The organism is Streptomyces sp. R11 (assembly GCF_041051905.1).
Taxonomy (GTDB): domain Bacteria; phylum Actinomycetota; class Actinomycetes; order Streptomycetales; family Streptomycetaceae; genus Streptomyces.
The window spans coordinates 7,231,982-7,252,215 of the sequence record NZ_CP163432.1 but is presented as its reverse complement, the minus strand read 5'-3'; the positions used below and the strand labels follow the sequence as shown (position 1 = coordinate 7,252,215).

At 71.4% G+C, this 20,234-nt stretch carries 19 protein-coding genes and 1 pseudogene; 10 read left to right on the top strand and 10 right to left on the bottom strand.

Translation table 11 applies throughout. The features are described 5' to 3' along the window. Positions 1–203: 203 nt before the first annotated feature. Positions 204–716, bottom strand: coding sequence for a hypothetical protein (locus AB5J55_RS33445; protein WP_369274177.1), 513 nt, complete (start codon positions 714–716; stop codon positions 204–206). Beyond that, on the bottom strand, positions 713–2,434 hold the full coding sequence (locus AB5J55_RS33440; RefSeq protein ID WP_369274176.1) for a PHP domain-containing protein: 1,722 nt from the start codon (positions 2,432–2,434) through the stop codon (positions 713–715). Before AB5J55_RS33440 ends, AB5J55_RS33445 begins: the two co-directional genes overlap by 4 nt. Positions 2,435–2,668: 234 nt before the next feature. Between AB5J55_RS33440 and AB5J55_RS33435 the strand changes: the two genes are divergently transcribed. Next, complete coding sequence (locus tag AB5J55_RS33435; protein ID WP_369274175.1) at positions 2,669–3,988, top strand: jacalin-like lectin; 1,320 nt, start codon at positions 2,669–2,671, stop codon at positions 3,986–3,988. 84 nt (positions 3,989–4,072) lie between these two features. Continuing rightward, a complete protein-coding gene (locus tag AB5J55_RS33430; protein ID WP_369274174.1) occupies positions 4,073–4,663 on the top strand; it encodes a GNAT family N-acetyltransferase in 591 nt (196 codons plus the stop codon). A gap of 47 nt (positions 4,664–4,710) precedes the next feature. On the opposite strand, the gene AB5J55_RS33425 is transcribed toward AB5J55_RS33430, so the two are convergent. Further along, a complete protein-coding gene (locus AB5J55_RS33425; protein ID WP_369274173.1) occupies positions 4,711–5,253 on the bottom strand; it encodes an ABC transporter ATP-binding protein in 543 nt (180 codons plus the stop codon). Positions 5,254–5,283: 30 nt separating this feature from the next. Between AB5J55_RS33425 and AB5J55_RS33420 the strand changes: the two are divergent. The 4 genes and pseudogenes from AB5J55_RS33420 to AB5J55_RS33405 all read left to right on the top strand — a co-directional run. Beyond that, positions 5,284–5,612 (top strand): annotated as a pseudogene (locus tag AB5J55_RS33420) (response regulator transcription factor); the annotation flags it as partial. A gap of 52 nt (positions 5,613–5,664) precedes the next feature. Continuing rightward, complete coding sequence (locus AB5J55_RS33415) at positions 5,665–6,267, top strand: TetR-like C-terminal domain-containing protein (RefSeq protein WP_369274172.1); 603 nt, start codon at positions 5,665–5,667, stop codon at positions 6,265–6,267. Positions 6,268–6,326: 59 nt separating this feature from the next. Further along, complete coding sequence (locus tag AB5J55_RS33410; protein ID WP_369274171.1) at positions 6,327–7,760, top strand: hypothetical protein; 1,434 nt, start codon at positions 6,327–6,329, stop codon at positions 7,758–7,760. Positions 7,761–7,812: 52 nt separating this feature from the next. Continuing rightward, complete coding sequence (locus tag AB5J55_RS33405) at positions 7,813–8,541, top strand: hypothetical protein (protein ID WP_369274170.1); 729 nt, start codon at positions 7,813–7,815, stop codon at positions 8,539–8,541. Here the strand turns inward: AB5J55_RS33405 and AB5J55_RS33400 are convergent. The 3 genes from AB5J55_RS33400 to AB5J55_RS33390 form a co-directional block, all read right to left on the bottom strand. Beyond that, positions 8,528–8,947, bottom strand: coding sequence for an NUDIX hydrolase (locus tag AB5J55_RS33400; protein WP_369276365.1), 420 nt, complete (start codon positions 8,945–8,947; stop codon positions 8,528–8,530). The two genes, AB5J55_RS33405 and AB5J55_RS33400, sit on opposite strands and share 14 nt — an antisense overlap. An 83-nt stretch (positions 8,948–9,030) precedes the next feature. Then, on the bottom strand, positions 9,031–9,822 hold the full coding sequence (locus tag AB5J55_RS33395) for an isocitrate lyase/phosphoenolpyruvate mutase family protein (RefSeq protein ID WP_369274169.1): 792 nt from the start codon (positions 9,820–9,822) through the stop codon (positions 9,031–9,033). A gap of 26 nt (positions 9,823–9,848) precedes the next feature. Next, positions 9,849–10,307, bottom strand: a complete 459-nt coding sequence (locus AB5J55_RS33390) for a hypothetical protein (protein ID WP_369274168.1) — start codon at positions 10,305–10,307, stop codon at positions 9,849–9,851. Positions 10,308–10,456: 149 nt separating this feature from the next. On the opposite strand from AB5J55_RS33390, the gene AB5J55_RS33385 reads away from it, so the two are divergent. Next, positions 10,457–11,119 carry a hypothetical protein gene (locus AB5J55_RS33385; RefSeq protein WP_369274167.1) on the top strand — a complete coding sequence of 221 codons (663 nt, stop codon included), beginning with the start codon at positions 10,457–10,459 and terminating at the stop codon, positions 11,117–11,119. Here the strand turns inward: AB5J55_RS33385 and AB5J55_RS33380 are convergent. Next, a complete protein-coding gene (locus AB5J55_RS33380) occupies positions 11,109–12,803 on the bottom strand; it encodes a DUF2264 domain-containing protein (RefSeq protein ID WP_369274166.1) in 1,695 nt (564 codons plus the stop codon). The two genes, AB5J55_RS33385 and AB5J55_RS33380, sit on opposite strands and share 11 nt — an antisense overlap. A 69-nt stretch (positions 12,804–12,872) precedes the next feature. Beyond that, complete coding sequence (locus AB5J55_RS33375; protein WP_369274165.1) at positions 12,873–13,898, bottom strand: rhamnogalacturonan acetylesterase; 1,026 nt, start codon at positions 13,896–13,898, stop codon at positions 12,873–12,875. Between the two features lie 191 nt (positions 13,899–14,089). Here AB5J55_RS33375 and AB5J55_RS33370 point away from each other — a divergent pair, with 191 nt between their 5' ends. Beyond that, the gene (locus AB5J55_RS33370) at positions 14,090–15,751 is read left to right on the top strand and encodes a rhamnogalacturonan lyase B N-terminal domain-containing protein (RefSeq protein WP_369274164.1); all 1,662 of its coding nucleotides are present in this window, start codon (positions 14,090–14,092) and stop codon (positions 15,749–15,751) included. Positions 15,752–15,758: 7 nt separating this feature from the next. Here the strand turns inward: AB5J55_RS33370 and AB5J55_RS33365 are convergent, their stop codons facing one another. Continuing rightward, positions 15,759–17,171: an RICIN domain-containing protein gene (locus AB5J55_RS33365; protein ID WP_369274163.1), complete on the bottom strand. Its 1,413-nt coding sequence runs from the start codon at positions 17,169–17,171 to the stop codon at positions 15,759–15,761. 1 nt (position 17,172) lies between these two features. Next, complete coding sequence (locus AB5J55_RS33360; RefSeq protein WP_369274162.1) at positions 17,173–18,291, bottom strand: family 43 glycosylhydrolase; 1,119 nt, start codon at positions 18,289–18,291, stop codon at positions 17,173–17,175. 130 nt (positions 18,292–18,421) lie between these two features. Here AB5J55_RS33360 and AB5J55_RS33355 point away from each other — a divergent pair, with 130 nt between their 5' ends. Then, the gene (locus AB5J55_RS33355; protein ID WP_369274161.1) at positions 18,422–18,934 is read left to right on the top strand and encodes a hypothetical protein; all 513 of its coding nucleotides are present in this window, start codon (positions 18,422–18,424) and stop codon (positions 18,932–18,934) included. 74 nt (positions 18,935–19,008) lie between these two features. Continuing rightward, positions 19,009–19,932, top strand: coding sequence for a homocysteine S-methyltransferase (mmuM, locus tag AB5J55_RS33350; RefSeq protein ID WP_369274160.1), 924 nt, complete (start codon positions 19,009–19,011; stop codon positions 19,930–19,932). Positions 19,933–20,234: the final 302 nt, after the last annotated feature.

The window sequence follows — 20,234 nt, the reverse complement described above, 5'->3', positions numbered from 1 at the left end:
CCCTGGGGCGGCTGGCCAGTGAATCGGCTTACTGGGCCGCAGGGTTCCACCCTGCGGGGTAACCGTTCCGACGATATGAAGCACGAGGTTGGCGTGGGTCGTCGGCTCCCCTCGTGCGTCATCCGCCCCCCGTGGATTCGAAGCCTCGGACATTAATCGAACGGCAATCCTGCGGGGGGCGGCGGCAACCGAGGAACAACGCCTCAGTGGTCAGCGCAGCACGGCGTGGGATCCGGGACCTCGAACGGTACGAGCATCCCGCCCACGGCGGGCATGGCGGTCAGGACGAGTTCGGTGTCCTGCCAGGTCGGGCGCATGTGGTCGCCCGTCATCAGGAGGGTGTCAGGCGCCGGTCGCCCCGGTGTGCCCAGGACCGTCACCCGGTCGATGGCCGAGCGGGACAGCACGTCCGCGATCGTCAGTGTGCCGGTCAGTGCCGTGACGCCCGGGTAGAGGACCGCCCGGCCCACCGCGTCGGGCGCCCCTGGTGTCACCTGGTGTCCCCCGGCCGCGAGCCGCTCCTGGGCGGTACGCAGGAGCGGCTCGGACGGGAGGGTGAGGGAGAGCGCCACGCGTGGACGCTCCCCCCGCACCAGGTGGGTGCAGCCGAACGCGCCCTCGGGGAGGGCGAGTTCGGCGGCCAGGGAGTGGAGCAGGTGGTCGGCGCTGCGGAGGTCCCTGACGCCCGCGTCCACAGTCAGGACGTACGGAGTCACGAGGGCAGGACCCACACCGGGTTGGTGTAGAACCACAGGTCGCGCCACGGGTCGGCGTCGCCGACGACGTCGATGGCCGGGCCGGCCGGGTCGACGGCCGCGCCCATCGCGCCGACGGCGCCGCGGTTGCCGTCGGTGCCGCGCAGGCGGACGTAGACGGGGCGGTCGACCTTGCCGAGGTCGTACGTGAGGCTGACGACGCCGGTCGACTTGTTCACCTCGTACGACTTGACCACCTTCGCCGTCGGCGCGGTGAAGGTGTCCTTGTCCGCGACCGGGCCGGTCACATCGCCCTTGATGACGTCCACGCGAGCCAACTTGGGTACGAATCCGGCCCAGTTGGGGCCGCCCGCCATCGCCACGTCGACCGTCAGGGTGACGCTCGTGCCCTTCCTGACGTGCAGGGCGCCGCCGAGCGTGGCCCAGCGGCGGCCGCCCATCACGCGGACGTCGAGGCCGCTGAGCAGTTGGCCGTGGTCGACCCAGATGCGGCCCGCGCGGATGCCGTCCATGACGGCGGCGTAGGAGAAGCCGTCGGCGCCGACGTGCGTACGGCTGTACTGGCCCGGCCAGTAGTCGCCCTGGGTGATGTCGATCTGGCCGGCGTAGACCGGGTCGTCGTAGCGCCCGTTGGCGTTGAAGTCACCGCCCCCGCGCGCGGCCGTGTCGCCGTACACCTGGTGGGAGTCGGAGTTGGCGGTGATCCACCACGGCTTGCCCTCGGCGAGGAGGCTGTCCCACAGGCCGCCGACGGTCGCCGTCATCCAGTCGAAGCCGCCCCAGGTGCGGTAGCTCTCCAGGGGGTAGCCGGCGAAGGAGTTGGCGCTGGGGTTGTTGTCGTAGATACCGCGGGCGCGGGCCATGCCGAGGGGTGCGGGCAGCCCGGCCGCCTGGTGGCCCGGGGCACCCTCGAAGCCGATGGCGATCTGCCGGGTACGGCCCGCGTCCCGCCAGCCACGGATCTCGTGCGGGGAGTCGACACCGCGCCGCGCCGGGTGGTTGGCGAGCATCAGCGCGTCCTTGACCTTGCGCCGTTCCACCTGCTCGGCGAGGAAGTTGAGCCCGGCGATGGCGAGCGCCTCATTGGCGGGCGTCGAGTCGCCTGCGTTCTTGACGCTGCCGTCGTAGTCGTTCTCGAACTGCTTGAGGACGGCGACCTCGTTCTTGCCGGGATGCACGAAGACGGTGCCGTGTTCGGCGGCCGGGATGTTCCACTCCAGGCCCTGGAAGACGAGCGTGTCCTCGTACGCCGACCGGGCCGCCCGGATGTCCGGGTTGACCTTCTCGACGCCGATCTTGGCGTGGGTCGTGCTGCCGTGGTCGGTGATGACCAGCCAGTCCATGCCGTGCTTGGCGCCCTGGCGGACCTGGTCGACGACGCGGTACTTGCCGTCGCTGCTGTACTGGGTGTGGATGTGGTGGTCACCGGCCAGCCACAGGAAGCCGTTCGTTCTACGGCCGCCCGAGGCCGCGGAGGCGGCGGGCGTGGCGGCGGCGGCCGTGGCCGGGGCGACGACGCTGCCGGCGGCCAGCCCGGCGCCCAGCAGGCCCGCCCGGCGCAGCAGCGTGCGGCGCGACTGCTGCTCGGGGGTCAGGGCCTCGTCGGGCACGGCGGTGTCGAAGGCGGCGGGCAGGGCGGATGCCGCCGCGTCGTGCGAGTGGTCGTGGTCATGGTGGTGTCCGTGATGGTGATGACCGTGCGCGTGCCCGTGTCCCATGAAAGGCCTCCTGGATGCCGCTGCCTTCGGCGGCGCTGCTGCGCCGTGTGTGGAGGATCAAGGCGAAACATGAACGTTGAACGAGCGGCGAGTGGCGGCCGGGTGCCCCGGACGCGGCGGAACGCCACGTCCCTCACTGTTTCCCCAACGGCCCTTGTACGTCACCCTCGTTGACACGGAACCTGAGCAGCGCTCATCTTCTTGACCCCCGTCACCCCCGGAGACTCCCCCACCATGAGAAGACTCATCGGCACCCTCGCGGCCGCCGCACTGGCCCTCACCGGCCTCGCCACCACCGCGGCCACGCCCGCGACGGCCGCCGACTCCGGCACCTTCAACGTCCTGACGTACAACGTCGCGGGCCTCCCGCTCGGCCTCGGCGACAGCGACCCCGAGACGAACACCCCGCTCATCGGGCAGCGGCTGGCCCCGTACGACGTCGTCAACGTCCAGGAGGACTTCAACTACCACGCCTCGCTGTACGCCAACGACACCCACCCTTACCGCACGGCGACCAGCGGTGGCGCGGGCATCGGCGACGGCCTCAACACCCTCTCGGATCAGTCCTTCGAGGACTTCGAGCGGGTGAAGTGGAACGACTGCACCGGCACCAACTGCCTGACCCCGAAGGGCTTCACGCTGGCCCGGGTGCGCCTCGCCGAGGGCGTGTTCGTGGACCTCTACAACGTCCACACCAACGCCGACTCCGACGACGCCGCCCTCGCCGCCCGGCGCGCCAACGTCGAGCAGCTGTCGGACTTCATCCAGGCCAACTCGTCCGGCAACGCCGTCGTCGTCATGGGCGACACCAACACCCGCTACACGCGCGCCGGCGACAACATCCGCACGCTGGTCGCCGAGAACGGCCTGACCGACGCCTGGGTGCAGCTGGTCAAGGGCGGCACACCTCCGGCGGCGGGCGGCGACGCCCTGCTGTGCGACGCGGCGGCCCCGACCAACGACTGCGAGGTCGTCGACAAGGTCCTCTACCGCGGCAGCAAGCTGCTGAGCCTGAACGCCACCCGCTACAACAACGACTGGGCGAAGTTCCTCCGCTCGGACGGCGAGCACCTCTCCGACCACTTCCCGCACACGGTCGACTTCTCCTACACCCTCAACTCGTCCCTGAAGGCGAGCGACTTCTTCGGCGGCCCGCACGGCACCGCCTTCAACGACGCGGACAACCTCCCGGCGTCCGTGTCCCCGCGCACCCTCACCCTGCGCGGCGGCACCCGCCTGGACGCGGTCTCCCTCACGCACGACGGCGGCACCGCCCTCCCCCACGGCGGCACGGGTGGCACGGCGACGTCCCTGACCCTGGCCGGTGGCGAGCACCTCACCGCCGTAAAGCTGACGCAGGGCCAGAAGGACGGCCGTACGCGGATCTTCTCGGCAGCCTTCACCACGGACAAGGGCCGCACCCTTTCCGCCGGTACGGCGACCTCGGCAACCAAGACCTTCACGGCGCCGTCCGGTTGGCAGATCGTCGGGTTCACGGGCCGGTCGGGGGACGAGATCGACAAACTCGGTGTGCTGTACGCCCCGATCGGCTGACCCCGCCCGCAGGGACGCCTCCGCCCGGACGGTCTTGTGCACCCCGTCCGGGCGGGAGCTCCACGTCCGCCGTACGGTCGTGGCATGGAGACCACTGGGGACGACCAGACGGTGCTCGGCGCGGCGGGGACCGTCGTCTACCGGCCGGCGCGGCCCGAGGACGGGCCGGCCCTCGCGGAACTCGACGGGTCCTTCACGACGGACTCCGTGTTCGAGGTGGCCGCGACCGACGACGGATTCAGCATCCGTCAGGCTCCCGTGCGACCTCCCCTGCGCAAGGTCTTCCCCGCCGAGGACGGCAGCGAGGACGACGACGGCACTTCCGCGCTGGACCGGACGGTGGTCGCCTTCGACGGGGACCAGTTGTGCGGAGTGGTGGAGACCTCCTTCGCCCCCTGGAACGCCCGCCTGACCATCCGCGACATCGAGGTCGCTCCGGCGTGGCGGGGCAAGGGGATCGGGCGGACCCTGATGAACCACGCCTTCGGCTTCGCGAGGGAGTGCGGTGCGGGCCATGTCTGGCTCGAGGTCAGCAACATCAACGCTCCCGCGATTCGCGCCTACCTCCGCATGGGCTTCACCTTCTGCGGGCTGGACATCTCGCTCTACGACGACACGGAGTCGGCCGGTGAACAGGCGCTCTTCATGTCCCGCCGGGTGCCTGACGAGTCATGAGAGCGCTGCGCCGTGCCTTGGGGTCCGAGCGGCCCGCCCGGCCGGCCTCACTCGCTCCGCAGCGCCTCCGCGATCGTCAGCATCCCCGCCCTGCGCGCCGGGCCGAACGCTCCCAGCACGCGATCACCATGCCCGCGAGGGCCAGTCCGGCCAGGGCCGGCGCCCGCCAGACGTCCGTCATGTACGTGGGCAGGGTGATGTCGACGGCGTCCAGCCCTGGCGACGGCTATGCGTTGGCGCTCGCCGCCGCTGAGCACCGCGGGGTAGGCGTTGCGCCGGTCGGCGATGCCGAGTTCGTCGAACAGTTCCAGGGCACGCCGGCGGGCCTGCCGGGCCGGGGTGCCGGTCAACTGGGCCGCCAGCGCCACGTTGTCGAGGGCCGACAGGTCGTCGATCAGGTTGAGGAACTGGAAGATCATGCCGATCCGGCGCCGCCGGTACAGCGCGAGCCCCTTCTCGCTCAGCTCCCCCACGTTCTCCCCGTGTACGACGACCGTGCCGCCCGTCGGCCGGTCCAGCCCGGCGATCATGTTGAGGAACGTGGACTTCCCGCACCCCGAGGGCCCCATCACGGCGTACTCCTTGCGCACGCCATCGAGCCGTACGACGGCCTCTCCCCTGCTGTCTTCACCCGACTGGTCGGCACGGGTGACGCCCTGCCGGCCCCCACCATCACCCGCCGGCTGGTCGAGCGCTTCGCCTCCACCCCCGCCGCTCACGCCCCCGCCGTCCACGCCGACCTGGCCTCCCTGACGCCCCGCGAGTTGGAGGTCCTGACGCTCCTGGGCCGAGGCCTGTCCACACGGAGCTCGCCGCCTACCTCACGCTGAGCGAGGCCACGGTGAAGTCCCACGTGGCCCGCATCCTCGCCAAGCTGTACCTGCGGGACCGCGCCCAGGCCGTCGTCCTTGCGTATGAGACGGGGCTGGTCCGGCCCGGCACTCACTAGGATGCCCGCTAGGGGCCCTAGGCCAGTCTCATTTCCGGAGGTCACCCACCCCATGGCCCGCGCTGGACTCACCACCGACCGGCTCGCCGCGGCCGCCGCCGAACTCGCCGACGAGGTCGGGTTCGAGAACGTCAGCCTGTCCGCTTTGGCCCGGCACTTCGGGGTGAAGGACGCGAGTCTGTACTCGCACGTCAAGAATCTGCAGGACCTGCGGACCCGGGTCGCCCTGCTGGCGGGCGGCGAGATGGTCGACCGCATCGCCGCCGCCGTCGCCGGGCGGGCCGGCAAGGACGCGCTGGCCGCGTTCGCGGACGCGTACCGGGGGTACGCCCTGCAGCACCCGGGCCGGTACGCGGCGACCCAGATCCGCGTCGACCAGGCCCTCGTCGCCGACTCCCCCGCCATGCGCCGCACCGCCGAGATCACCTACGGGATGCTCCGCGCGTACGGCCTGCAGGAACCCGACCTCACGGACGCCGTCCGCCTGCTGCGCAGTACCTTCCACGGCTACTGCGCCCTGGAGTCCACCGGCGCCTTCGGCGCTCCCCGCGACGTACGGGAGTCCTGGGAGCGTGCCGTCGACGCCCTGCACGTGGCGCTCGCGAACTGGCCGCGGAACGAGCACGGCGGGCAGCCACCCCAGGCGCCACGCTGACCACTTAGACTGGAAGCTTCGCGGAGGTCCCACGCCGCCACCACGGGGGAGGGTGCGTCTTGTCCCAACAGCAGCTCGGACGCGGCCCCTTGAGGCCCCGTCAGCCCCGTCCCGACCCTCCCGCACCCGACGAGGACCCCTCGGACACCTCGCCCCCGGCGCGCTTCGTCGGGTGGCTCGGCGGCCTCGGTGCGGCGGCCGCCGGGTACGGCGTGTTCCAGTTCCTGTTCAGTGTGCTGCCCGACTCCCTCGACGGTTCGGCCGCGCGCTATGTGATCTCCGGGGTCAGCGGGCTCGCCACCTTCGTCGCGGCCTGGCTGGCGGCGGCGCTGCTGCGGGCCCGGGCGGCAGCGGCGGCGGCCGCCGATCCCGGGCGGGCGCCCGCCATAGGGCCTGCCGCCATGGCACCGGGGGCACCCGGCCCGCTCCCGAAGGTCTTCGCCTCCGCCTACGGCACCCTCGTCGACCAGGTGTCGGTCGTGGCGGACCCGGAGCGCGGGCGGCTCACCGGCTGGCCGCACTCCCTCGGCGAGAACACACCCTCCCGGCCGACGCCCGTCGGGACGGCGTACGGCCTGCACATCATGCTCGACCTGGGCGTGCCCGACGGAGGGCTCAGTACCGGCGACCTGGTGGACACCCTGTGGCGGCTGCGGCTCCCGGACGGCGGCTGGTCGGCGCGGTCGCAGGGCTCCGAGGCCCGCCCGGAGGTCACCGCCCTGGTGCTGGGAGCACTGGCCCGGGCCGGTACGTCCGCCGACCGGCTGGCTGCCGAGGTGGACCGCTGCACCGGCGCCTTCACCCGCCGACTCGACCGCGCCGGACTGGAGTCGACGCATGTCGTGACCACCGTGCTGCGCGGGCTGCTGCGCGCCGCGCCCCGCTCCGAGGTCCTTCCCGCGCTGCGCGAGGTGCTCGCGGACGGCGCGATCAGCGACTCCCGCCGCGACCACCTGCGCTGCTGGGGCTACCGGTTGCAGCCGCCGTACGGCAGACCGTCCCCGCTGCACACCGCGCAGGCCGTCGTCGCCCTGGACCGGGCGGCCCGGGTCCTGGGCGAGGACACGGACGCGCGTGCCGCCCGGGCCCGGACCGCCCGCGAGGACGGCGTCCGCTGGCTGTTGTCCTGTCCGGACGCACCGCACGACACCTGCCCGGACCTGGAGAACCTGCACGAGGAGGTACGCCGGCCGCGTACGGACGACCCGTCCCGCCACGAGGTGCTGAACGTACGGCACTTCACCGCCTCCTGGCTGGTTCGCGCCCTGCTGTCGCCTGGCGCACTGGAGATCGCGCGCGCCGACGGACTGGAGGACGAGTGGCGGGTGCGGCTGGACGGGGCCGTCGCCGCGGTGTGGGCGGGGCAGACGGACGGCATCTGGTCCTGGGGCCGCGGAGGCAGCACCGAGCTGCGGCGGCCCATGTGGATGACCTATCAAGGCCTTTCGGCGCTGCGCGCGCATGCCGTATGGATGTACCAGCCGGATGGCTGAACCCGGATGTGACGAGCGGGGTTGGAGCGAGCGGGCGTTGGAGGATGAGCGCGTGGGCGGTCGGCAGGTCCTGGGGGCACGGAGGCTGCTGGCCGAATCGCTGGACGGTGAACTGCCCGAGCACGAGCGGGTGGCCGCGGCGCTGCGCGTCGTCACCGAACTCGGCTCCCCCGACCGCCTGTTGGAGCTGATCGCCGAACTCGCCTCCGGCGAGGGCGACCCGGAGGGCTGCGCACGGCTGTCGTACCGCCATGTCCTCGGCTTCGACAAGCTGCTGCTGATCGACGGCGGCCCGCGCCAGATGCTCCGCGCGCACGTGTGGCATCCCGGCGCCGGCGCGATCGGCGAGGAGGACATCCACAACCACCGCTCGCCGCTGGCCTCCTGTGTCGTACGGGGCCGACTGGCCATGGAGCTGTACGAGGTCGGCGACGGCGTCGGCGACCTGGCGGCGGCCCGCTACGAGGAGTCGCTGGCGGAGCGCTCGGCGGACTGGGTGCTGAGGCCGGCCGGTCCGGCGCGGCTGCGGCTGACGCACGTGGGACAGTACGCGGCGGGCAGCTCGTACGCCCTGCCCGCGCACACCCTGCACCGGGCCTGGTGCGACACGGACGTGCCCACGGTGACGCTCTTCCTGGAGACGGGCGCCGAACGGCGGGACCACACCGATGTGTTCACGGCGGCGGGACCGCATCCGGGCGCGGTGGCGAAGGTGCCATTGCCGGTCGGGGACTATCTGGACGCGCTGCGGGAACTGGCGGAAGCCCTCAGGGCCCTGTGAACGCCTGCCGCACGATGTCGAGGTTGTACTCGTCGATCTCGACCGACGTCAGCTCGGCCCGGTCGAGCCAGGCGGCCGCCTGGTCGGGCTCGGGCAGGGTGACCGCGGTGGACAAGGGCCTGACCAGGAAGTTCTCCTGCCAGTTCTTGATCTCGTGACCCCGGTAGTCGCTGAGGAACGAGGACTCGCCGACCTTGCGGACGATCTCGCCGAGCAGTCCGGTCTCTTCCTTCAGCTCACGCAGGGCCCCGTCCTCGGGACTCTCGCCGGGCTCCAGCTTCCCGCAGGGGACACCCCACACCCGGGGCAGGAATCGTTCCCTCTCGCTGCGGCGCACCACAAGCACGCGCTGCTTGTCGTCCATCACGACGGCGGCCGCCAGTCGCCTGTCGCCGGGGATGTCCATGGTCATGGTTCCTCGGTCCCTCGCCGGTGATGAGTCCAAAGGGTCTGATACCCGGGAAAGAGTCAAGCCTAACAGGGACGCACTCACCGTCGCTGTGAGTCAGATCGCCCCGACGGGCTCGACCACCCCCCGCGGGCGAGGGCGTCCACGGCACCGTAGGAGGGGGCCGCCCCGCCCGGTGCCCGGCCCTGCCTGATGGCCTCGGCCGCTTCCAACGCCGCGCCCAGTGCCTGCCGGTAGAGCAGCGAGCCGAGGCTGACGCGGCGAACGCCGAGGTCGGCCAGGTGGGGGACGGTGGGGCCGGTCGGTGTGTAGAGGATGTTGAGGGGAACGTCGACGTGCCGCACCAGGGCGGCGATCTCTCTGGGTTCGCTGAGCCCCGGCACGAACACGCAGTCGGCGCCCGCCTCTTGATAGGCGTCGATCCGGTCGATCGTCCCCTGGCCGTCTCCCGTCCAGTACGTGTCGGTGCGGGCGTTGACGAAGAGGCCCGGTGCCGCCGACTTCACCGCGGCGATCTTCGCGGCGTGCAGCGCGGTGGCGCCGAGACGGTCCTCCAGGTTGATGCCGACGGCTCCGACGGCCGTGAGGTGCCGCGCGAACTCCCCCACCTCGTCGGGATCCTCGCTGTAACCGTCCTCCGCGTCGACGGAGAGAAGGTACGGATCCGAGCCGAGGGTCAGGGCGAGCCGCAGGGTCTCGTCACGGGTCTCCGACGCCCCGTCGGGCAGACCTGCGGCCGCTGCGACACCGAGGCTCGTCGTGCCGATCGCGCGGAATCCCTGCTCTGCCAGTGCTCGCGCCGAGGCGTGGTCCCAGGCGTTCGGGAGCAGCAGGGGCTCGTCGCGGTGGTGGAGTTCGGCGAACGCGGTCATGAGGGGGCCTCCCCGTGGTCGGGCGGTCAGGACAGGTCTCCGACGGCATCGGCGTAGTACGTCGATCCCTCCAGGTGGCGGGCGATTTCGCGGAAGCTCCAGCCTTCGCCTGGCGAGTCGTCGAGCTGGTCGTCGCTCAAGGCGTCCAGCAGGTTGGCCCAGATACGGGCGAGCCGGGACAGCCGGCTGCGGGCCTCGTCGAGGTCGTGCGGCGTGAAGGGCGCGAGGTCCGCCTCGGTGGTGATGGTGGAGGCGTGCCAGTGGTCGGGCCGGGGCTCCTCGCCCGCCAGCCGGGCCTCCACCTCGGCCAGGTGGTCGATCAGGTGGTCGGCGACGCGGCGGATCGCCTTGTGCGGGGTGTAGACGCGGTCGTCGACCTGGGCGAGCGTGCCGTCCCAGTTCGGCCAGGTCGCGGCGAGGGTGAGGTCGTGGTCGACCATGGCGGTGACGGCGTCGGCGGGGGTGAGCCGGGCGGTTTCGGTCATGCCCCGAACGCTAGGCGCCGGTCGTTTCGGTGCCGGCCGAAGTGACACGATGATGTCGTCCCATGATGAGACGCACGCGGACGGAGGGCCGGCCCGTCGTCGTAATGTTGCGGCGATCGCCATCGCAACAAGAGCACACGGGGGCACGCATGACCGTTCACCGACCGGGACTTCCGGAGGATCTTCCGCCGGGCGAGGTGCTGTGGGCACGGTGGGCACTGCTCGCCGCCGTCAAGGCGACCACCGAGCAGGAAGCGTGCCCGAGCGTGCACCGGATCGGGCACTGGATCGACGAGGTGGGCGTGCACTGGGACGACTGCGGCTGCACCTGGTGGATCATGTCCAGGATGGGCGAGGGCCGGTTCGTGCTCTACGGCGAGGACGAGTCGAGCGGCGTCAAGTGGCACAAGCCGCCCATCGACATGCTGGCGGGCGGCCCCGACTGGCTGCCCTACGAGGAGCTGCGCGACCGGCTGGAAGGGTACGAAATCGGCTGCGTCTACTGGTACGAGAACGGCGCCTGGAGCCGGGCACCCTACCCCGACAGCCTCAAGGACGACGGCCTGGACTGCGGCATGAGCGACTTCGTCGACCGCGGCAGCCTGCTGCGGGAGCTGGAGCTCCACTTCGACGTCACGACCGCCGGTCCGGGCGCGGACAGCCTCCTGGCGGACGCCGAGGCATACCGGCTGGACGCACGGTTGCTGCTGGAGCACGTGCGCGCCCACCCCGACGGTGACCCGGTGGACCCGCCCGCCGTAGCCAGAGCACTCGACCGGGCGGGCATCACGACCCAGGAGGTCAGGCGCTGACCCGCACCTGGACACCTTCGCCGTCCGCCAACCGGACGCGGACCGCACGCTCGTCGTTCCAGCGGACCTGGAGCTCGCCGTCGTCGTCCACGCGCACGGTCACCAGCTCGTGAAGCGGGGCGGGTTCCGGTTCGGCCGTGAGCCGGGCGAAGGCTACGAAAAGGGTGGGCCCGGCGTCGGTGACGCCGGTGAGGTCGTCGTCGAGCCGGGCGGCGGGGCGGAGTTCGGCGCGGACCCCGTCCCGCGCGGCCCAGCCCGTGATCCGAACCGGCGTCCCCGGCGCCGCACCTGCCACCAGGTGGGCCCGCACCTCCACGGCCCCCCGCGCGAGCACCACGCTCGTCACCCGCGTTCCGCCACCGCCCGAGTGCCGTGAGGCCGCCCATCCCTCCCCCACGCCCAGCGGCACGATGTCCGTACGGCTCGGATCGTCGCCGACGATCACGCTGTTGTCGTACGACGGTGCGGGCGTCGTCACCGTCGAGTAGGCGAGCCGCGTGTAGTACGGGTCGTAGCGGACGTCCTCGCTGCCGTGGTTGTGGACGCGCACCACTCCGTCCGAACGCGTCGACTGCACAAGCCAGTTGGGGGCAGCGACGGCGGTGACCGCGTCCTCGCGCTCGACGGGGGCGGGGTCCTCCGGCGCCGTCCACACGGCGTGGTCCGCCGGCAGGAGCAGGCCGAGGAAGCCCTTGCTCGCCCAGTACGGGGACGCCGGACCCGAATAGCCCTGCAGGATCGCCTCGTCGGGGCCGTGCCAGCCGAGAGTCAGCAGCCCGTTCGCGTCCACGGCGCCCCGCTCCAGGAAGTACTTGAGCGCGCCGGAGGAGATCCTCCGGGTCTCCCCTGCCGAGAGCGGGGTGCGGCCCGTGAGGGCGCCCAGCCACAGGGGGGCGGCCGTGGCGAAACGGTAGGTCAGGGAGCGGCCCTGGTGCAGGGGGCCTCCGTCGCCGCCGAACAGGCGGGCATAGTCCTCCAGATGCCGGGCGAGCCGGCCGCCGTACAGTTCGAGGAGGCGTTCGTCCTGCGCGAGCCAGGCGTGCAGCACGGGGTACAGGTGCATGGCCCAGCCGTTGTAGTAGTCGAACTTGCGGCCGTCACCGTCGGTGTACCAGCCGCCGCCGACATACCACTTCTCGATGCGCTCCAGCCCCCGGTCGATCGCCTTGCGGGACTCCTCGGCCTCGTGTCCGATCTCCTGGAGGAAGCCGCCCACCGTCACCGGGAACAGCTCCCAGTTGCAGGGCCAGGCCTCGGCGGTCAGCGCGTCGCCGAGCCAGGCCGCCGCCCGCTGCCGCACCGGGTCGTCCAGCCGGTCCCACAGCAGCGGGCGCGTCAGCCGCAGCGCGAGCGCGATCGAGGCCGCCTCGACGAGGGGCTGGCTGCGGTCCTCGACGCGGGGCCAGACGCCGCGCACGCCGGCCGCGAGGCCGTCGGCATAGCGCTCCAGCACCGTCTCGTCCCTGCGGAACGCCGCCAGGAGCAGCGTCCGGGCGTAGCCCTCCAGGCCGTCGGAGAGGCGGCCCGACCAGCTCTCGTGGTCGCCGGGCAGGTGGTAGAGGGCGCGGTCCTCGGTGGCGTACGGCTCCACCGCGGCGAGCAGGGCGCCAGCGGCCGCCTCCCAGTGGGCGCGGGTGTAGCCGGTACGCGGGCTGCGGGTGCGGTCTTCGGGAGGCAGGTGCATCGGGTCTCTTTCTCGCCGGCTCGTTCCGGACCTGGGACGCCCCGGTTCCGGTCGGAGCGCCCCAGGGGTTCATCCCATCCGCATCAGGCGCTCCGGCACCAGATGCCGGGCGACGAGTTCGTCGCGGACCAGGCCCGCGTACGTCGTGGCGCCGTGCTCGGAGGTGTGGGTGTTGTCCCGCTTCTCGTTGTAGAGGTAAAGCGCCTTGGACGCCTCGACGCCGAGGGACTCCACCAGCGCCTTCGTCTTCGCCGTCAGGTCGATCAGGGGGACGTCATGTGCGGCGGCGACGGAGCGGACGACGGCGGGATGGTCCACGCCCAGGCCGTTCACGAGCAGGGCCGTGCCGTTGTTCAACGTGCCGTCGGAGTTGAACCATCGGCGCACGACGGGCGTCACCAGGACCGGCTCCCCGCCCTTGTCCCGCGCGCCCGCCACCAGGGTCTCCAGATTCGCCCGGTACGTCGCCTCGTCGGTCGTCTTGTCGTTGTGGGCGAGTTGGATCAGGACCAGGTCGCCGCGCCGGATCTGCGACCGGACGGTGGCCCACAGGCGCGCGTCGGCGAGGTAGCTGACCGTACTCTCGCCGGAGTCGGCGTAGTTGGCGACCGACAGGCCCTTGCGCAGGTACTGCGGCAGCTGCTGGCCCCACCCGGAGTACGGGTCACCGGGCTGGTCGCAGACCGTGGAGTCGCCGACGAGGAAGATCCGGCGGGCGTGCCGGGCCGGAGTGACCTTGATGTCGGCCAGGGCGGGGGCCGGGCCGCCGAGTTGCAGGTCAAGGCCGGGCGTTCCGGCGGGGCCGGTGGGCTCGCCCTCGGGGGTGCGGACGTTCACGGTGAAGCTGCGGGCGACGCGCTCGCCTGCCTCGGTGGCCGTCTCGGGGAGCAGGGAGCGGCGGGTCTCCCCGGTGATACTCGTGCTCGACGCGGCCTCGCCGCCGAGGAGGACCTTCACGTCGTACGTTCCGGGCGGGACGTCGAAGTGGCAGGCGGTGGCGGTGCAGTTGGCGTCGGCGGCACGGGCCGGTACCGCCGTCAGCACGGGCACGGCACCCAAGGCGGCGACCAGTACGACGGAGCTGAAACGTCTCATGCGCGACCCCTCGCTCGGATTGGACCCGGCGTGCGCCTGGACCGTACCCGTTTCGACAAGCGCTTTCTAGATGCCGATGAGAATTCGAAGTCATGCCCAGTCCAAGCATGCGCAAGCCCTTTCGCGAAATCGATTCAACTGTCACCCTGCACAACACCCCCGCACCCCACACTCCGAAGGAGGCACCCCCCATGTCCGGATCCTCCGGCAGATCCGTTCGCCGCCGCACCTTCGTCCTCGGCGCCACGGCCGCCGCCGGCACCGCGGCCCTGGCCGGGACAGCGCGCGCCGCGGCCTTCGGCTGGAGCGACGACGGCTCGAACTACGTCGTCGACACCGGCGCCAACCTCGTCTTCAAGGTCAGCAAGAGCAATGGCGACCTGACCTCGCTGGTCTACCGTGGCACCGAGTACCAGGGCTACGGCGGCATGAACTCGCACATCGAGTCCGGTCTCGGCTCATCCACCGTGTCCATCAGGCAGTCGGGTTCGACGATCCTGATCTCGGTCGCGTACGGCACGCTGCGGCACTACTACGCCGCCCGCAGCGGCGAGAACAACATCTACCTGTGGACCGACAAGGCCGACACGTCGGTCTCCGCGACCCGCTACATCCTGCGCGTGCGGAAGGGCCTGTTCCGCAACGACGAGCCGGACTCCTACACCTACGCGCCCACCGCCATCGAGGCCTCGGACGTCTTCGTGAAGTCCGACGGACAGACCCGCTCGAAGCACTACGCGAAGCGCCGGGTGACGGACTACGACTACGTCGGCTGGTCGGCCGGCGGCGTCGGCCTGTGGATCGTGCGCAGCAACCACGAGAAGGCGTCCGGCGGCCCGTTCTACCGCTCGCTGCTGCGCCACCAGAGCGCGGACGGCGGCGGCCTGTACGAGATCCTGTACTACGGCCAGAACCAGACCGAGGCCCAGCGCTTCGGCCTCCAGGGCCCGTACGTCATCGCTCTCACGGACGGCGGCGCGCCCTCCTCGTCGCTGTTCCCGGGCACGCTCACCACGTCGTGGGCTGACTCGCTCGGCATGTCCGGGTACGTCGGCGCGAGCGGGCGCGGCAAGGTGGCCGGGGTCGGGATCACGGGGCGCAACACGGCGTTCCCGTACACGGTCGGGCTCGCCAACCCGGCGGCGCAGTACTGGGGTTCGGCTCGGGCGTCGGACGGCTGGTTCTCGATCGGGGGTGTGCTGCCGGGGACGTACACGCTGACCGTCTTCAAGGGCGAACTCGCCGTGTACACGGGGTCGGTGACCGTCACGGCCGGTGCCACGACCACCCTGAACACGATCGCCATACCGTCCTCGAACGACCCGGGCAACGCCACCGCGATCTGGCGGATCGGTGACTGGAACGGCACGCCGAGCGGGTTCAAGAACGCCGACCTGATGACGTACGCGCACCCGTCCGACGTCCGGGCCGCCGCCTGGACCGGCAACGTGGTGATCGGCAGCAACGAGACGGCGTCCTTCCCCTGCTACCTCTGGAAGGACGTCAACAGCGGTCTGCTCGTGTACTTCAGGCTGACCGCGGCCCAGGCTGCCGCGGCGCACACCCTGCGCATCGGCGTGACGACGGCCTACGCCAACGGCCGGCCGCAGATCGGCGTCAACGACTGGACCTCGGCGATCCCCTCCCCGCCCACGCAGCCGGGCACCCGGTCCCTGACCAACGGGTCCTACCGGGGCAACAACCACACGTTCACCTACAGCGTCCCGGCGAGTGCCTGGCTCACGGACACCGGCCAGTACAACGTGCTGAAGATCAACGTGGTGAGCGGTTCGGGGTCGACCGGCTTTCTCAGCGCGGGCACGGCGATCGACGCGATCGACCTGCTCGCCTGACGTCACCTCAGGTTCCGCGCGTCCACTGCTGGTTCGTCGCCCCGTTGCACGTGTACGTGATGACCGCGGCCGAGTTGGCGGTGGACGCGCCGTTCACGTCCAGGCACTCCCCGGTCGCGCGGGACTTGACGATCACGTAGGAGCCGGTGGTGGTGACCGACCACTGCTGGCCGGCCGAGGAGGCGTTGCAGTTCTCCTGGGTGACCGTGTTCGCGTTCTCCTGGACGCACAGGGAACTGTTCCTGGCCATCAGCTGGTAGTAGCCGCTGCCCGCCGACCTGAACCAGTACTTCTGGTTGTTGCCGCCGTTGCAGTCGTACTGCTTGATCTGGGCGCCCTGCCACAGCGACTGGCTGGTGACGTCGGCGCACTTGGAGGAGTGCCGTGCGATCAGCGTGTTGTACGTGGCGCTCGTCCCGCTGGCCGATCCGGTGGCCGTGTCGATGGTGACCTCCGGAAACCAGGACATGGACATCGAGGTCGAGGAGGGGAAGGTCAGCGGCAGCCAGACGTAGCGGGAGTCGTTGACGGTGCCGCCGAAGGAGTTGCCCCAACGGTCCCCGAGGTAGAGGTAGGAGGTGGTCGAACCGCCCTGTACGGGCAGGACGTACGCGGTCTGTGAGCCGTACGTCGTGGAGTCGCCGACGTTCGTCATCGCGGTCCAGGGACCGGCGATGCTGGTGGCCGTGGCGTACTGCTGCTGGTTCGGGCTCCAGCCGGTCGCGCCCGAGGTCAGCATGAAGTAGACGCCGTTTCGCTTGAACAGGGCGGGCGCCTCGCGGTGGCCGCCGTGCCAGGGGTCGGCGACGAGGTTCGCGATGCCGGTGTAGTCGGCGGTCAGGCGGTAGATCTGCAGGTCGTAGTTCTCGCGGGCGGCGGAGATCATGTATCCGGCGCCGTCGGTGTCCACGAACACCGTGATGTCGCGGGACATGTGCCGGCCGAGCGGGCGGAAGCTGCCCTGCCAGGTGTAGTTGCCGTCGACCGTGTCGGACACGGCGACGGCGGCGCGGGCCTCGCTGTAGTCGACGCCGTTCTCCTTGTGCATCCACATGACGAACTTGCCGGTGGCGGCGTTGTACATGACCTTGGGGCGCTCGATGTTGGCGGTGGCGAGCTCCGGGTCGGAGGCCTCGGTCAGGACGTGGTTCCTGAACTCCCAGTTCTTCAGGTCGGTCGAGCGGTAGGCGTCCACGTACCGGAAGGTGTTGTCGGCGTTGCGGTTCTCGCCGAACCAGTAGTAGTACGAGCCGGCCTTGATGACACCGCCGCCGTGCGCGTGCACCGGGTTGCCCGAGGTGTCGGTGAACTGGGTGCCGTTGGTGATGGTCTGGGGTGCGGCCTGGGCGGGCCCTGCGGTGACCAGGGCGCCGGCGAGGCTCAGGCAGAGGGCCAGCAAAGCGGCGTAGGCACGTCTCATCTCACGCACTCTCCTCGACAGTTGTGCCGGTCGCGACGGCAACGTCCGCCACGGGTATGCCGAAGTCCGGGGTGCCGTCCGGGTTCCAGCCGAGCTTCTGGACGCGGGTGTGGCGGTTGGGGTCGTTCAGCGGGTCGCCGACGATCTCCTTGTACTGGCGGGCGTGGTAGACGAGGACGTCGCTGCGGCCGTCCTCGGCAACGGTGAAGCAGTTGTGGCCGGGGCCGTACTGCTTGGTGGTGTCATTGCTGGTGAAGACCGGGGTCGGGGACTTCGACCAGGCGGCCGGGTCCATCAGGTCGGCGTCGTCATCGGCGGTCAGCATGCCGACGCAGTAGTGGTGGTCGGTCGCGGAGGCCGAGTAGGTCAGGAAGATCCGGCCGTTGCGCTTGAGGGCGTACGGGCCCTCGTTGACCTTGAAGCCGATGCACTCCCAGTCCAACTCGGGTGTGGAAAGCCGCACTTGAGGTCCGGTCAGGGTCCACGGGTTCGCCATCTCGGACAGGAAGAGACCCGTGTTGCTGTCCAGCCCCGGTTCGTGCTGCGCCCAGCAGAGGTAGCGGGAGCCGCGGTGGGTGAAGGTGGTGGCGTCGAGGGAGAAGGTCTCCCAGGCGGTCTTGACCTGGCCCTTCTCCACCCAGGTGCCCTTGAAGGGGTTGGGATGGGAGTTCTCCAGGACCCAGATGCGGATCCGCCACACGTCCTCGGCGGGCGCGGCGGCGAAGTAGACGTACCACTTGCCGCCGATGCGGTGCAGTTCCGGTGCCCAGATGTGCGCGCCCATGTCGCCGGTGGGGTGGGCCCGCCAGATGACCGTTTCGGCGGCCGTGGACAGGCCGTTCAGGGTGCGGGAGCGGCGCAGGACGATGCGGTCGTACTCGGGGGCGGTGGCCGTGAAGTAGTAGAAGCCGTCGGTGTGGCGGTTGACGTGGGGGTCGGCGCGCTGCTGGACGAGGGGGTTCACGTAGGGGGCCGCCTTCGGGGGTGCGGCGTGGGCGACCCCGGGCAGGGCAGAGGCTGCGGTCAGGGCTCCGGCGGCTGCGGCGCCCTTCAACAGAAGTCTGCGGCTGGGGACTTGGCGGGCGGGGGGCACTTGGGGCAGATCGTGATCGCGGCTCATGCGGGGGGCGCCTCTCGGGGAATGTTCGGGCGTTCGAGATAACGAACAGGATCTGTCATTACGAACGACTGAAAGGTAAGGGTGTGTTACCAGGAGGTCAACGAGTCCGGCGAGACAGAACGACGGCGTGGTGGCGGGCGGGCTGACCGTCTCCGGCGACTACGCCCAGTCGGCACAGGGCGAACTGGTCCTGCGCGACGGCCCGTTGAAGGTGACGGGCGGGGTCCGCCTGGCCGGCGACCTGGACCTCGCGACCGCCGCCACCGCACCTGCTTCCCCTCGCAGGATCACCGTCCTCGACCACCGAGGGCGAGCGAAGACGACCGGCACCTTCACCGGCCTCAAAGAGGGCGAGAATCTCCAGCTGGACGACACCACCTACCGGATCAGCCACCGGGGCGGCGACGGCAACGACGTCGTCCTCACCGCCGTCACCGGGGGCCCTTCCCCCACCTCCGACCGCCCCCGCACAGCCGCCGACACCCTCGCCTCCCCCGCCCCCCGCACCACGAGCACCGCGGCCAGCGGCCTCGGCTGGTGGCCGTACGTCCTGTCCGCGGGTCTGCTCGTCGGGCTGGCGGTACCTGCGACGAGGTTCGGGCGCGGACGCCGCCGCCGGCGGGGTGGGAGGCACGCGGCGTAGGGTGCGGCCGCTCGGGGGCGCCGAGCACGTCCCGCTTGCTGGTCCTGCGCCCCGCCTCGACTACCGTCGTCACCATGACCAGCACCATCACCCTCGCCGAAGCCCTCGCCGCCGGGACCGTCGTGCTCGACGGCGGGATGTCCAACCAGCTCGAGGCCGCCGGGCACGACCTGAGCGACGAGCTGTGGTCGGCGCGACTGCTCGCGGAACGGCCGGAGGCGATCACCGAGGCGCATCTCGCCTACTTCGAGGCGGGGGCGGACGTGGCGATCACGTCGAGCTACCAGGCGACCTTCGAGGGGTTCGCGAGGCGCGGGATCTCGAAGGACCGGGCGACTGAACTGCTCGCCCTCAGCGTGGAGTTGGCCCGGGAAGCGGCCCGACAGGCGCGGGGCAAGGGTGTCACGCGGCCACTGTGGGTGGCCGCGTCGGTCGGGCCGTACGGGGCGATGCTGGCGGACGGCTCCGAGTACCGGGGGCGGTACGGGCTGGGCGTCGACGAACTGGAGCGCTTCCACCGGCCCCGCCTCGAGGTGCTTGCCGGGGCGCGGCCCGACGTACTGGCGCTGGAGACGGTCCCGGACGCCGACGAGGCGGAGGCGCTGCTGCGGGCGGTGCGTGGGCTCGGCGTGCCGGCCTGGCTGTCGTACTCCGTCGCCGGTGACCGCACCCGCGCGGGGCAGCCGCTGGAGGAGGCCTTCGCCCTGGCCGCCGACGCCGACGAGGTGATCGCGGTCGGCGTGAACTGCTGCGCGCCGCAGGACGTCGAGGGCGCCGTCGAGATCGCCGCCCGCGTCACGGGCAGGCCGGTGGTGGTCTACCCGAACAGCGGCGAGGCCTGGGACGCGAAGGCCCGGGCCTGGTCCGGCGAGGCCGGCTTCGTCTCCGCGCAGGTCGAGGCCTGGCGGGCGGCAGGGGCTCGGCTGATCGGCGGCTGCTGCCGGGTCGGCCCGGAGTCGATCGGCTCCATCGCCCGGACCCTGTCGGCGGCGCGGTAGCGGAACGCGCGCCCGACCCGGGCCCGCGCGGCGGCAGCCACGGTCGGGGGGAAGCGCGCCGACCGACGGGTACGGATCGTCTACGCACGGCCCGACGCTTGAGGCGGGGACGCCGACGCCTGACGCGCCACACCCCGAAGCCCCGACGCGGCACGCCCGACGCCTGACGCCCCACGGCCCGACGACCGACGCGCCCGAGCACCGCCGCCCGACAGGGGGGCGACAGGGGGACGCCAACGCCCTGACGCAGGACACCCCAACGCCCGACGCCGTATGCCCCGAAGGAGTGGCTGGCAGGAGGA

What these genes read in the sequence shown, in the direction of transcription:
- AB5J55_RS33385 (WP_369274167.1), top strand. Translation starts at nt 10,457, where the DNA reads ATGACCGTTCACCGACCGGGACTTCCGGAGGATCTTCCGCCGGGCGAG.
- AB5J55_RS33435 (WP_369274175.1), top strand. Translation starts at nt 2,669, where the DNA reads ATGAGAAGACTCATCGGCACCCTCGCGGCCGCCGCACTGGCCCTCACC.
- AB5J55_RS33430 (WP_369274174.1), top strand. Translation starts at nt 4,073, where the DNA reads ATGGAGACCACTGGGGACGACCAGACGGTGCTCGGCGCGGCGGGGACC.
- AB5J55_RS33395 (WP_369274169.1), bottom strand. Translation starts at nt 9,822, where the DNA reads ATGACCGCGTTCGCCGAACTCCACCACCGCGACGAGCCCCTGCTGCTC.
- AB5J55_RS33415 (WP_369274172.1), top strand. Translation starts at nt 5,665, where the DNA reads ATGGCCCGCGCTGGACTCACCACCGACCGGCTCGCCGCGGCCGCCGCC.
- AB5J55_RS33390 (WP_369274168.1), bottom strand. Translation starts at nt 10,307, where the DNA reads ATGACCGAAACCGCCCGGCTCACCCCCGCCGACGCCGTCACCGCCATG.
- AB5J55_RS33360 (WP_369274162.1), bottom strand. Translation starts at nt 18,291, where the DNA reads ATGAGCCGCGATCACGATCTGCCCCAAGTGCCCCCCGCCCGCCAAGTC.
- AB5J55_RS33380 (WP_369274166.1), bottom strand. Translation starts at nt 12,803, where the DNA reads ATGCACCTGCCTCCCGAAGACCGCACCCGCAGCCCGCGTACCGGCTAC.
- AB5J55_RS33375 (WP_369274165.1), bottom strand. Translation starts at nt 13,898, where the DNA reads ATGAGACGTTTCAGCTCCGTCGTACTGGTCGCCGCCTTGGGTGCCGTG.
- AB5J55_RS33365 (WP_369274163.1), bottom strand. Translation starts at nt 17,171, where the DNA reads ATGAGACGTGCCTACGCCGCTTTGCTGGCCCTCTGCCTGAGCCTCGCC.
- AB5J55_RS33440 (WP_369274176.1), bottom strand. Translation starts at nt 2,434, where the DNA reads ATGGGACACGGGCACGCGCACGGTCATCACCATCACGGACACCACCAT.
- mmuM (WP_369274160.1), top strand. Translation starts at nt 19,009, where the DNA reads ATGACCAGCACCATCACCCTCGCCGAAGCCCTCGCCGCCGGGACCGTC.
- AB5J55_RS33370 (WP_369274164.1), top strand. Translation starts at nt 14,090, where the DNA reads ATGTCCGGATCCTCCGGCAGATCCGTTCGCCGCCGCACCTTCGTCCTC.
- AB5J55_RS33400 (WP_369276365.1), bottom strand. Translation starts at nt 8,947, where the DNA reads ATGGACATCCCCGGCGACAGGCGACTGGCGGCCGCCGTCGTGATGGAC.